The organism is Faecalicatena contorta (assembly GCF_001404335.1).
GTDB classification, from domain to species: domain Bacteria; phylum Bacillota; class Clostridia; order Lachnospirales; family Lachnospiraceae; genus Faecalicatena; species Faecalicatena contortus_B.
The window spans coordinates 31,277-44,038 of record NZ_CYZU01000030.1; the positions used below are offsets into that span (position 1 = coordinate 31,277).

Here is a 12,762-nt window from a genome sequence, read left to right on the forward strand (position 1 = left end):
GTTTTTAACTGTTAATATTAAGAAAAAGCAAAGGCCGATGCAATAGATGTTAACCATGTTTAGTTATTGAAAGGAGAGAAAAATACAGTGATAGATATTTATGGAATTTTTAAGAAGATACCAGGTGGATCATTGCTTTTCCCGATGTTTACTGTGGCATTAATTAATACCATCTTTCCCGACTTACTGACCTCTTTCGGAGGAATGACAACCGCAATGTATAAAACAGGTACATTGACCGTTGCGGGGATCATCTTGTTTGCTACCGGTGCAGGTATTAATGTTAAGACTTTAGGAACTGTTCTCAAAAGATGCGGTGCTCTCACGATAGCCAAATTTGCAATTGCTTTTGGATTCGGCACTCTCTTCGTAAAAATGTTTGGTGTTGACGGTATCTGGGGAATCAGTGCAGTTGCATTTGTTACGGTTATCTGCAGTACAAACCCCGGAGTATTCATGGGATTAGCAGCAGACTATGGCGAGCCTGCGGATTTAGGAAACTTTGCAGTAATGAATCTGGCTTCCATGCCTTGTTTCCCTATCATGATTTTAGCAACAGCAACGGGCGGAGCTTTTGATATTATGAGTGTAATCACCATATTAGTTCCTTTCTTTTTAGGAATGCTGCTTGGAAATATTGACCCGAATTTTGCTAAAATGATGAAGCCTGCCACCCCGATCCTGATTCCATTTATGGGAGCCTGCTTCGGCTCGTCAATCAACCTTGTCAGTGCTTTAAAAGCAGGTTTATCAGGTGTTCTCTTAGCCGTTGTATTCCTGATTATCAACGTTGTAATTATGCTTTTTGTAGACAAAGTTATCAATCGTCGTCCGGGTTACTGTGGTACAGCCTGGTGCAGCGTAGCCGGTATCGCAATGACAGTACCCGCAATGCTGGCTGCCGACCCGACTTATGAGGCATATATCGGCACAGCAGGTTCACAGATTGCATTGGCCATTGTTATTACGGGCCTTGTAAGTCCATTTATTACAAAATGGGTTGTGGGGATGTGGGGATCACCAAAAGTTCCATCCAATAAAGAGAAAGCAGTTGTTAGTAAAGCAGCCGCTAATTAAACTTAATGCAGCATTAATATCAATAAAAAAATATTATATTAAAAAGGAGAATGATTTATGAAGATTATCGCAGCAGAAGAACATTTTGTTATGCCGCCAAAGCCTGGTGCACCTGCACCGAAAGGATTACCGCCGCTGGAACAGGGCACGATGCTCGGAGCCCCCTGGTTAACCAATCCAGCGTGTGCAACAGATCTTGACGATGTGCGTATTGGAATTATGGATCAGGATGACGTGACAATGCAGGTACTATCCACTCCATTCGGCCAGGTTTGGACAGCTGAAGTAGCTGTGCAGAACTGTAAGGAAGCCAATGATTTTCTGGCAGCGGCTATAAAACGCCACCCGGATCGTTTTGCAGGCTTTGCGGCAATTCCAACGGCAGTTCCGGAGGCGTGCGCCCCTGAGCTGGAACGTGCAGTGAAAGAATTAGGATTTGTCGGCTGCCTGATCGGGAACCGTGTAAACGGAACGAAATTCCTTGATGATCCTGAATTTGAAGATCTTCTCGCAGCCTGCGAGAAACTTGATGTACCTATTTACCTCCATCCAGGAGCTCCGCCGGCAGAGATCACAGCGCTGTGCTATTCCGGATTTAATGACGAAATGGTCTCTGCATACTCCCGCTATGGTATGGGATGGCATACAGATGTAGGCCTTCATATGCTGCATATGGTTATGTCAGGTGTATTTGACCGTCACCCGGATCTTCAGATGATCCTTGGTCACTGGGGAGAATTACTGCCTTATTACGTTGATCGTTTTGATACCGCTATGCCGAAAGAATTTGCAGGACTTAAGCATGACCCAAGCTATTATCTGCGCAATAACATGTATGTTACATCCAGTGGTATTCAGTCACCGGAATGCTTCGAGTTCTGTGTAAAAGTCCTTGGTGCTGACCGCATTATATACTCTGCAGATTATCCGTTTGCTTCTGTTGAAGGAGCTGATAAGCTCTTCAATTGTCCGAGTATCAGCGAAGAGGACCGGGAAAAATTTGCGCATGGCAATGCAGAACGTCTGTTCAAACTCTAAAAGACCATTATGTTTTTGCTGGTAGTGAAAAGACGTACTGTATGTTAAAATCATTAGAATCCCCGAGCTATTCCAGCCCGGGGATTTTTATATACCCTGCCTATATTCGATTTCCTATGCTCCATCCCTTATGTATCGCATCGCCTATTATCTGTTTTTCCATACATCCTGGCTCTATGTATTAGATGTTCCCATATTATGTTTTACATAGATACGTTTTAGTTTCTATATGTTTATCCAACTTTCTTTTCTTTTTTATTATAATCATGCTATACTGGATTTAATGGAGAAATAGATATGTTAAGATAAATAATTGTATAGATTATCCCACTAAACAGATGCAATGAATTCACTAATCAGGAGGATGGATATGAATTACCAGATACGTGAAATAACTGATTCAGAATACCCTTTATTAGATACTTTTTTGTACGAAGCAATCTTTATTCCGGATGGAACAGAAGCGCCGCCAAGATCCGTTACAGCATCGCCTGATCTCCAGGTTTATGTCTCTGGCTTCGGCACACAGGAGGCTGATAAATGCCTGATGGCAGAAGCCGGCGGTAGAATCGTGGGGGCAGTCTGGGTACGTATTATGAACGACTATGGGCATATAGATGATGAAACTCCGTCATTAGCCGTCTCTGTTTATAAAGAGTACCGGGGTATTGGAATCGGAACCGCTCTGATGAAAAGCATGTGTTCTCTACTAAAAGAAAATAATTACAGACAGGTTTCCCTGTCTGTTCAGAAGGCCAATTATGCCGCAAAAATGTATCTTGATCTAGGTTTTCAGGTTGTACGTGAGAATCAGGAGGAATATATTATGGTAAAATATCTGGAGTGTTGACCGCACACTCCGGATCCCCCCTATTCCCCAACAGAGGCCGCAGATACGTCCGCGATAACCTATCTGCTGTTTTTCTCTCCAACTGCACAGAGCCAGCCCTTATCATTTGTATCTATTTTGATGTTTGCAAATCCAGCCTGCTGCAATAAAATCTGAATCTGCTCAGAATTATATACCGTCATCCCTTCAATGATTTCCGCCCATTGTTCCCCTTCTTCATCTTCACCGTTGGACTCATTACAGATCATAAAAATTCCACTCTCTTTTAGAACCCTATATACCTGTGCAAAGGCTTTGGAAAGGTCAGGCCAGTAATATATCGTCTCAAATGCGGTTACCACATGAAACGATGCGTCCGTAAACGGAAGGTCCATCACGTCTCCATGCAGTATTTCACATCGTCCGGATCTAACTGCCTCTTCATTCATCTTCCTGGACTCTTCTACACTGACTTCCGAGTAATCAATCCCTTTTGCTTTGCCATAAACGCTTTTTTCAAGCAGCGTTTTTATATTTACCCCGCCGCCGCAGCCAATATCTAAAGCTGCGTCACCTTCGTGTATTGTAATATGGCTGAAGCCCCACTCTGCCATAGCGATGTGGCGGCTGTTCATCTGATGAATCATCTTTTTCCCGTCTAATCCTTCGGGCTTACATGCATTTTGATAAAATCCCATCTTATTTCTCCCAATAATTTATTATGCTCTAAGTTGTATCATAATCAGCAAAATATTTGAAACAGGCTGACACTTTGTAACAATTCAGGCTTGGCTGAACTGTTACGACAATTTTCATTATATCCATTTTTTTCAAGTTTGTAAATGAATCTTCTTATATATTTTATATCAGATATAGTAACCTTAGCTGTTACAATTCAGTTCCAATAAAAGGGCGCCATAAAACAACTGGTTCCCCAGTTATTTTACAGCACCCCATATATTAAAACACCAAAAAACTTTGTTGCATCTATATTAAAACTTCAGTAATTTCTGAAGCAGGATATTTTTATCATACAAGAACGTCAGTATTGCACTGTCCTCGATCAGGTCAAAACACATTTTACCGACTGCCGTCGTATATACGAGAGTCAGGATAAGGAACGCAATCCACACAATCAGGAGCGCCACAAAAATTCCTGCCAGTGCACCCGCAAAACGGTTGAGCAGGCCCACGACCGGAAGTTCTCCGATGATATCCACAGCGGCCATCAATGCCCTTACGATGATGATGGCAAGCAGGAATGTCACCAGAAATGATACTATTTTTATAACCATTCTGGATATATAGGAGGCCACGTATTCCGGAAAGCTGGATACATTGAGCTCGCTGTATATCTCTGAGTTATTATTTTCCAGAATGATGTTTTTCATAAAGGATGGCAGCGCCGAATTCTCGATCTGCTTTATCTGTGCGTCTTTTGGAATCTCCCCCACTACCTTAAGGACATCCTCTGCAGTAATCCCCAGCCGTTCCCAGTCCAGCTCTTTCAGGTTCGCCAGATCGTCTCCGCTCAGCCCGGCAAGGGGGGTACCGCTTAAATCCACTTTTGACAGTTCATCTGCCGAGATCTCAGGCATGAATGCCTCAGTGCATTTTGTTTCTATCATTTCAGAAATCGGTGTATATTTGGTCAGTGCGTGTGCTACGTAAGGGTTCAGTACAATCATAAGTACGATTGTAAGCACAACGGATAACAAAGAAAGCGCTATTCTGAAAAAGCCTCTCAGATATCCCACTGCCATGCAGATTATAAATATAACGCCGACCATGATTAATAACCAGTTATTCATATCTTCTCCTATTTCACCAGATAAACGATTCTCAGTTCATCGGCGCTCATCACCAGGTATCTGTTTATTCCCCTCGCAGGGATGACTTCCAATGCATTGGTCTGCAGGTCGCCTTTGAACCGCATGATTCCGTTCTTTGTAATAATACAGCACTTGGTTCCCTCAAACATGATGATCTCATCCTCATGCATTCTGACGTTGCTGTACTCTCCGGTAAATGCTTTGTTCATGACCTGTTTGCCTGACTTATTATACAGGCGGGCCTCGTAGCCCGACTTATTCTTATTCAATAGCACAAAGCCTATGTATTTGTCTGTATGAAATACACTTTTTATTTCCTGATTAATCTCCACTTCCTTTTTCTTCTGCGGCGTTTCCTTTCCCTCATATATGATAAAGGAACTGTCACTGACCGCAACAGATGTGGTATCGTCCATAAAATATACCTCCGGGATGATACTCCCGTCGTACTCCTCCATGCTCACTTCATAATCGGTCCTGGATTTGCCTTCCTCGCCGAAATTGTAGTAGGCAACTCTGGACTTCACAGTTCCGTCCTTCGTTGACAAGTAGGAAACGGCTAGTGTCATGCCGTCCCGTGACAGGTCCAGAGCAAGCGGATACCCCGTGCTGTTCAATGTGGCCTGATGTTCTACGAGAATATTTCCCGTGGCATCGTATGATACAATCATTGGGGCGCCTTCATTTTTCAGGATTGCACTTACAATTCCCTGGCTGGATACCGACATTTTTTCAATTGGGAGCGTCGTCTCCATCTCGCCTTTCAGGCCCGTTTCCGTGAATACCAATATGGCGTTGCCTCCACTGTCTGCCACGGCAAATGTTTCTTCATTGACATCGATCACCGGATTCTTCATCTGGCATGGCTGAATCCACTGCTCTTCATTCTTTCTGTTCAAATATACGATACCATCCCGGCTGTAACGCACGATTCCGTCGCCGAACTGGGCATACCGGTTGGTGTCCGAGGTTTCTTCTTCGTATGATGCAGCCGTACGTACACTGGTGTAGGACCGGTTTTTTACCAGCAGGTACGATCCGCTTACGATCATGATGATCAGCAGAGCGGCTATGCTCCATCGCTTTACCGCATCTTTTCTGTGCCGCTTTGCCGACTGTTTTATTTTCTCCAAATCCACCGGGCCGGCCAGTTTCAAATATGGATTTTTCTTTTGCGTCATGTCTGTCCCCTTAATGCATTCTTTCGTCTTACCAAAAGATTATAACATCATTTTATGGTAATAGCAATTTCTGCCCGACGTAAATCAGATTTCCATCCGTCAGACCGTTCATTTTGCAGATCGCATCCACATGGGTGACATCTCCATATGTTTTCCGGCTTATTATTGCCAGTGTATCGCCCTGTTCCACGATATATACGCCATCGCTGCCGTTGACACCCGCGTCTGTTTTCGCCGCATCGGCATCCTGACCGCCTTCGTCAGTATCCTGCGGCTGATCCGAATCGGCGGGAGCCTGTCCTTCATCGTCTTTCTGCCCGGTATCCTCCTGAGCATCCTTTTGCCCGGCCTCCTGCTGCAGTGGTTCACCCGACGGTTCATTGGTAACTGCTGTTACATTCCCACTGGTCTCCTTCGCCTCCACAGGCTGCTTGTCCGAAGACGTGGTACTCGTGAGATTGTTCAAAGCGGTCTGCACCGATTTCATTTTGTCAAAATTGTTGATCGTGGTGACACCCATGATAATGACGATCAGCACCAGGCACGCACTGACAGCGTACATCAGGTGGTTGCTTCTTTTCTGCTGCTGTTGTTCCTCGCGGGTTCTAACCAGACTGCGAAAGTCCTTTGCAGCTCTATCCTCAACAGTTTCCGAGGGACACACCCCATTCTTCTTTCTAGTCGAGATCATATAGTTCTGCATACATGGATTTTTTTCATAATATGTATAGTGTCCGCCTATTTCCATCAGATCATTGAACTTCAGTGCAAAGTACACCTCGTCCTTCTCCACAGGATCTTTCATGATAAACACCGTGTTTTTCTTCGGGAACGATTTTCTGTGGAGCTTCACCGTACTGTGTTCCGGCGTCAGCGGTACCCCCTGATGCGCAACAAACCAGCCCAGCATCTCTCCGTCTTCAAAATATTGTTTGCAGTCTTCGTAGGCTGTTTTCCATGTATCCTCGTCTATTACATAATCGCTGCCCGATAATTTTAAATCGTGCATTTGGATCGCTCCATATATGTATACATACTCCTCATCATCTGTTTTCTGGATATCTCCTACCAGGAATGCACCGATCGGTCCCTCCCCCGCTTTTTCGCACAACTGGGCGAAAAATGTATCTACATAATCTTCTACATAAATCTTCGGGCTGTCACTGACATTCCCGATTTGACGCACATTTTTAGGAATTTGTCTCTCCATTACACTCACCTCTGAATAAAATTTTTCATAAGCATAGCATAACGAAAAGGCTGAATTTATCGCTTGGTGTCAGGTGCGTTCGACAAAAATACTGTGAAGGGGTCTGACCCCTTTGCACTCCGTTTTCAGAATATTCTCAATTTTCCGCTCTGAAAGTCCTGTATCCAGCATGCATGTTTCAAGGAATTCCCGCCTTATCTTCCTGACTGTTAATACAATCTGAATATCTTCAATTTGTTTTTCGAACATGTATTTCTGAACTAAAATTCTAACTCGTTCATAGTTATGAATCCTCTCATCTTCAACGGTGTCGAGAAATGATTTTTCTTCAAACAGGCGATGGAATCCCCAGAAGTCCTCCGGGTTGGGAAATCGGGTTCTTAACATGTTGTATGAGCCCTCATCTATGAGCTCTGCAGTTCCCGCGCGATATTCCGCTGCACTACTGAATTCATAGTCAAAAGGGTGTGCTGCCAGGTTAATTTTGACCGGATTATTGTGGATATAACGCAGGCAGCACCAGTAATATTCTTCTGTTTCTACGCAGTCACTGTAATAACGTCCCTGGAATACGTGTCCAGTTCTGTCGTATTTGGCATTATAGTACTCAGCATATGTCGAATTGATGCGCTGCATGAACCTGGGCAGGATGTCATACCTGGCTTTCATCATGATATGTATGTGATTAGACATAACGCAGTAGGCATATATTTCAGTTAAATAGTCTGCCTGCCTTTTTTTCAAAATATTCATAAATGCTATTTTGTCACTGTTCTTTTCAAATATTTTTTCTTTGTTGTTGCCGCGGGCTATAATATGGTAGACTTCTGTTCTGCTCTCTCTTCTGTTCTTTCTCGGCATATAACTCCTCCTCTGTCTTTGCCTGAAACAATTGTCTAAAGTAAATTTTTAAAAATGCTTACTGTGAATTGTTGTTCCGAAATGGAATTGAAAATAATGGGAATGGCTTTCGCCGCTGATGATCGGATATTCTCCCGAACGGTTTATTTTTTTTGCATTAAAGAATAGAATCAGATTAATAATAGAATATCATATTTTTCTTAAATTTTCTATGAAAAATTGAAACTGAATATATGAAGTGTTATTATGGATATAAATTTGGATATAAATTATAGATAATGTTTACACATAAATAAATACTTAGAGGTGTCTGTCATGAGATTTAAAAATAAATTATTGCATAACCTCCGCCGTGAGGCTTCCTATAAGAAGGAAGACCTGCGCCGGGACTGGGGGGATGAATTTTATGAATGCATTAAGGATATTGCTGAGCATCCCGTTGTATTACGTATGAAGCTGTATCCTCACCATGGCCATACCAGCTGCTATCAGCACTGCCTTCATGTCGCTTATTACAACTATGTCTGGTGCAGATTTTTTCAGCTTGATGCGCGGTCGGCCGCCCGTGGAGGTATGCTTCACGACTTGTTTCTATATGATTGGCATACACATGCCGCCCGGACCGGAGATCACTTTCACGGAATGACACATCCAAAATGTGCTTTTAAGCATGCGAAAAAGTTTTTTGAGCTTAACCACAAGGAGGAAGATATTATCCTGAGCCACATGTGGCCGGTAACGCTTTTTCGTGTTCCCCGGACAAAAGAGGGGTGGATCACTACCTTTACAGATAAGTACTGCGGGACTCTGGAGACAAGCCAGCGGTAGTTCAAAATTCAAAGGGGTCATACCCTCCTGCGGAGAGGGTATGACCCCTTTCATATTCTTTAGGACCTAAAGGAAACTTTTTACTTTCTTATATATACTTTCAGCATCGAGTCCATATTTCTTAACCAGTTCTACTGCCGGCCCTGACTCTCCAAAAGTGTCATAAATGCCGATCTTCATAACTTTTGTGGGCGCCTTCTCTGAGAGTACATCACACACAGCACTGCCCAGTCCCCCAATTACGGAATGTTCCTCAACTGTAACGACTTTGCCGGTTTCCTGCGCAGCTACAACTACCAAATCCTCGTCTAAAGGTTTAATGGTATGAATGTTAATCACTTTTGCATCGACTCCATCTGCCGACAGCATTTCCGCTGCTTCCAGGCAGTTTGCTACAGGAAGGCCCGTTGCGATAATTGTGAGGTCTTTTCCCTCACGAAGCACAACCCCTTTTCCGATCTCAAATTTATAGTCCGGATTATCGTTGATCACCGGCACGGCCAGTCTTCCGAAACGCATGTATACCGGCCCAACGTGTTCATATGCTGCCTTCACGGCTGCCTTTGCTTCTATATCGTCGGACGGATTAATCACAACCATACCCGGTATCGTCCTCATCAGGGCAATATCTTCGTTGCACTGGTGCGTCGCACCGTCTTCTCCTACGGAAATCCCTGCATGTGTAGCGCCGATCTTTACATTCAGCTTCGGATATCCGATGGAATTGCGCACCTGCTCGAAAGCACGCCCTGCCGCAAACATGGCAAATGAGCTGGCAAACGGCACTTTCCCGGCTGCTGCCAGCCCCGCTGCAACTCCCATCATATTGCTCTCGGCAATGCCACAGTCGATATGCCTTTCAGGAAATGCCTTTTTGAATACACCTGTCTTTGTCGCTGCTGCAAGGTCTGCATCCAGTACTACCACATCTTCATGTTCTTTTCCAAGTTCAGTCAAAGCATTGCCATAACTTTCTCTTGTTGCAATCTTCTTTACTTCTGACATAATGCTTCACCCACTTTCTCTAAATCTTTCATGGCAACCTCATACTGCTCGTCATTAGGAGCCGTTCCATGCCAGGAAGCCTGATTTTCCATAAAGGAAACGCCCTTTCCTTTTACCGTCTTCGCGATGATTGCAGTCGGCTGCCCTTTTACAGTTCTCGCTTCTTTAAATGCAGCATCAATCTGATCGAAATCATTTCCATCAATGTTAATTACATGGAAATTAAAAGCCTCAAACTTTTTATCGATCGGGTATGGTGAGTTAACTTCATCAATTGCTCCGTCAATCTGCAAGTTATTATTGTCCACGATTACAACCAGATTGTCCAGCTTTCTGTGTGCTGCAAGCATAGAAGCCTCCCATACCTGTCCTTCCTGGATCTCGCCGTCACCGACAAGGGTATATACCCTGTAATCATCTCCTGAAAGCTTGGCTGTGATTGCCATACCTACTGCTGCCGAGATTCCCTGTCCCAAAGAACCGGATGACATATCAACACCCGGAATGTGCTTCATATCCGGATGTCCCTGAAGATAAGAGCCGGTGTGGCGCAGTGTCTTCAGATCTTCAACCGGAAAATATCCTCTGTTAGCCAGTGCGGAATATAATCCGGGAGCCGTATGCCCTTTAGACAATACAAAACGGTCACGATCCGCCTTCTTAGGATCCTTCGGATCAATATTCATTTCTTCAAAATACAGATATGTGAAAATATCGGCTGCGGATAAAGAACCGCCTGGATGGCCTGATTTTGCACTGTGGACTGCTGTTACAACGCCCTTGCGGACCTCATTTGCAGTCTTCATCAATTCTAACTTATTCATTGAAATTCCTCCTGCTTCATAAGGGGTCTGACCCCTTTGCCCCTGTTTGTTAAATTATTCACCAAATACTGCTCTGTAATCTGCCTGGAACTTTGCGATTCCTGCGTCTGTCAATGGGTGATGTGTCATCTGCTCGATCACGCTGTATGGAACGGTTGCAATATCTGCTCCTGCAAGTGCACAGTCTGTTACATGGATCGGATTACGCACGCTTGCTGCGATGATCTCTGATTTGATGCCTGCAACTTCAAATATCTGTGCGATCTCTGCTATCAGATCTGTTCCACGTACCGAAATATCATCCAGGCGTCCCAGGAACGGAGATACGTATGTGGCTCCGGCTCTCGCCGCAAGAAGAGCCTGATTTGCGGAGAAGATTAATGTTACATTTGTCTTAATCCCTTCAGAAGAAAGGACTTTACATGCCTTCAGGCCTTCTACTGTCATCGGAATCTTAACGACCATGTTCTTGTGAATCTTCGCAATCTCTCTGCCTTCTGCAATCATGCCTTCTGCATCTGTTGTGGTAGCCTTAACTTCGCCGCTGATCGGTCCGTCTACGATCGAGGCGATTTCTGCGATTACTTCCTCAAAAACTCGTCCTTCTTTTGCGATCAGTGAAGGGTTCGTTGTTACTCCGCAGATAACGCCCATATCGTTAGCTTTCTTAATATCCTCTACTTTTGCTGTGTCGATAAAAAATTTCATGATTTGTTCCTCCTTGAACGAAAATCCCTTAGTTTCTATATTATAATTATAAGCGCTCGTATAGGGCGGGTCAATAGCCCGAAAATTATTAATAATTTCATTCTATTAATATAATCAAAATATTAATTATCTTCAAGTGGTTATTGTTCCTCTATAATACCCCTGTAAAATTCATACACGCCTTTTACAGTTGTTTATAAGGCGAACTTTTATGAACACGATTGTTTTTTAATTGAATTATTAATAATAATTTTTTCCACCGCATTAATTTTTCTTTTTTCTGCTTCGGGGATATGAGGTCGTCCCTCTTGTAACGATCCGGGGTTCATACTCTACATGATAAATGCTGACAGGTTCCATCTCGGAATACTGCTTGTCCCGCGTCTTTATTTTCTTCATAATAATATCACAGGCATCCCGGCCTTTATAAATTACAAAGTGCTCTATCGTCGTTAGGGATATGTTATGCATTCTTGCAAACAGTGTATTGTCACAGCCCATTACGGACATATCGCCGGGTACTCTGTACTTTTCATCATATAGAGCATCCAGGATGCCGAAGGCAATCATGTCGTTCAGCCCTACAATGGCCGTCAGATTATGATATTCCGCCAGCAGCTCCTTAGTCAGGTCATACCCGATTCTGTACTCAGAATCAATTCCCGGAATATCCTTATCAATCTGCTCATTGGCAGCCTTGATAATCACGTTTTCCCCCAGGCCCGCATCTTTAAATTCTTTAAGAAATCCTTCCACCCGCTTTGAGCGCTGCTTCTGCCTTACTGTTAAAGGCGGCGCTATATATGCCACATGCCTGTGCCCCAGTTCCAACAGGTGCCGGGCCATAATTCTGCCGAGCTTGGAATTGTCAAGCTCTACGGCGTCCACATCCAGCTTTTCATTTTGATTATTAATGATGGCAAATGGAATCCGCTCCGACATTTCCTCCACAATGGGCATAAAACATCTGCTTGGGTTGCAGGTATAGATCACGCCCTGTGGGTTCAGCGACGGCATCATTTTCAAATAACGCTCTTCCAGCTCAAGGTTCCTCTGTGTATTGCAGACAAACAGCCCGAATCCCTGCTCTGTCGCGCGGGATTCGATTCCCTGCAGCAGCATCACATAATAGGGGTTTGTCAGATTAGGACAGAGCACAACCAGCAGCTTTTCCCGCTTATTTTCCTTTTTCCGTTTTCTCTTAGGCAGTTCATATCCCAGCTCCCGGGCCGCTTCCTCGACCTTGTGCACCACGTCCTTTGAAAAGGAAACGTTATACTTCTTATTAAGGACCATGGAGACGGTGGATTGTGATACCCCCGCTTTGCGCGCCACATCTGAAGATGTCACCTTTTTCTTATACATCATC

Annotated in this window: 13 protein-coding genes; 4 read left to right on the plus strand and 9 right to left on the minus strand. The window is 44.0% G+C overall.

The genetic code is table 11. The annotated features are described in order from the left end of the window. Nucleotides 1–87: 87 nt before the first annotated feature. The 3 genes from ARB69_RS15115 (at nucleotide 88) to ARB69_RS15125 (ending at nucleotide 2,965) form a co-directional block, all read left to right on the plus strand. Nucleotides 88–1,077 (plus strand): 2-keto-3-deoxygluconate permease, encoded by a 990-nt coding sequence (locus tag ARB69_RS15115; RefSeq protein WP_055154015.1) that lies wholly within the window; start codon nucleotides 88–90, stop codon nucleotides 1,075–1,077. Nucleotides 1,078–1,134: 57 nt separating this feature from the next. Beyond that, complete coding sequence (locus tag ARB69_RS15120) at nucleotides 1,135–2,115, plus strand: amidohydrolase family protein (RefSeq protein WP_055154017.1); 981 nt, start codon at nucleotides 1,135–1,137, stop codon at nucleotides 2,113–2,115. A 370-nt stretch (nucleotides 2,116–2,485) separates the two neighbouring features. After that, on the plus strand, nucleotides 2,486–2,965 hold the full coding sequence (locus ARB69_RS15125) for a GNAT family N-acetyltransferase (protein ID WP_050638984.1): 480 nt from the start codon (nucleotides 2,486–2,488) through the stop codon (nucleotides 2,963–2,965). Nucleotides 2,966–3,024: 59 nt separating this feature from the next. On the opposite strand, the gene ARB69_RS15130 is transcribed toward ARB69_RS15125, so the two are convergent. From ARB69_RS15130 to ARB69_RS15150, 5 genes are all read right to left on the minus strand, one after another. Continuing rightward, nucleotides 3,025–3,642: a class I SAM-dependent methyltransferase gene (locus tag ARB69_RS15130; RefSeq protein ID WP_055154019.1), complete on the minus strand. Its 618-nt coding sequence runs from the start codon at nucleotides 3,640–3,642 to the stop codon at nucleotides 3,025–3,027. Between the two features lie 294 nt (nucleotides 3,643–3,936). After that, entirely contained in the window at nucleotides 3,937–4,755 is an 819-nt protein-coding gene (locus ARB69_RS15135; RefSeq protein WP_050638986.1) for a CvpA family protein, read from the minus strand. An 8-nt stretch (nucleotides 4,756–4,763) separates the two neighbouring features. Then, nucleotides 4,764–5,957 (minus strand): DUF5711 family protein, encoded by a 1,194-nt coding sequence (locus ARB69_RS15140; protein ID WP_050638987.1) that lies wholly within the window; start codon nucleotides 5,955–5,957, stop codon nucleotides 4,764–4,766. A 52-nt stretch (nucleotides 5,958–6,009) separates the two neighbouring features. Beyond that, on the minus strand, nucleotides 6,010–7,167 hold the full coding sequence (locus ARB69_RS15145) for a LysM peptidoglycan-binding domain-containing protein (protein ID WP_050638988.1): 1,158 nt from the start codon (nucleotides 7,165–7,167) through the stop codon (nucleotides 6,010–6,012). A 69-nt stretch (nucleotides 7,168–7,236) separates the two neighbouring features. After that, nucleotides 7,237–8,028 carry a transposase gene (locus tag ARB69_RS15150; RefSeq protein ID WP_050638989.1) on the minus strand — a complete coding sequence of 264 codons (792 nt, stop codon included), beginning with the start codon at nucleotides 8,026–8,028 and terminating at the stop codon, nucleotides 7,237–7,239. A gap of 315 nt (nucleotides 8,029–8,343) precedes the next feature. On the opposite strand from ARB69_RS15150, the gene ARB69_RS15155 reads away from it, so the two are divergent. Then, nucleotides 8,344–8,856 (plus strand): hypothetical protein, encoded by a 513-nt coding sequence (locus ARB69_RS15155; RefSeq protein WP_055154021.1) that lies wholly within the window; start codon nucleotides 8,344–8,346, stop codon nucleotides 8,854–8,856. Between the two features lie 66 nt (nucleotides 8,857–8,922). Here the strand turns inward: ARB69_RS15155 and ARB69_RS15160 are convergent, their stop codons facing one another. The 4 genes from ARB69_RS15160 to ARB69_RS15175 form a co-directional block, all read right to left on the minus strand. Next, nucleotides 8,923–9,861, minus strand: a complete 939-nt coding sequence (locus ARB69_RS15160; RefSeq protein ID WP_055154023.1) for a transketolase family protein — start codon at nucleotides 9,859–9,861, stop codon at nucleotides 8,923–8,925. Continuing rightward, nucleotides 9,849–10,685, minus strand: a complete 837-nt coding sequence (locus ARB69_RS15165) for a transketolase (protein ID WP_055154025.1) — start codon at nucleotides 10,683–10,685, stop codon at nucleotides 9,849–9,851. The genes ARB69_RS15160 and ARB69_RS15165 overlap by 13 nt, the downstream gene beginning before the upstream one ends. Before the next feature lie 54 nt (nucleotides 10,686–10,739). Next, nucleotides 10,740–11,393 (minus strand): fructose-6-phosphate aldolase, encoded by a 654-nt coding sequence (gene fsa / locus ARB69_RS15170; RefSeq protein WP_055154028.1) that lies wholly within the window; start codon nucleotides 11,391–11,393, stop codon nucleotides 10,740–10,742. Nucleotides 11,394–11,657: 264 nt separating this feature from the next. Then, nucleotides 11,658–12,758: a LacI family DNA-binding transcriptional regulator gene (locus ARB69_RS15175; RefSeq protein WP_050638994.1), complete on the minus strand. Its 1,101-nt coding sequence runs from the start codon at nucleotides 12,756–12,758 to the stop codon at nucleotides 11,658–11,660. Between the last annotated feature and the right edge of the window lie 4 nt (nucleotides 12,759–12,762).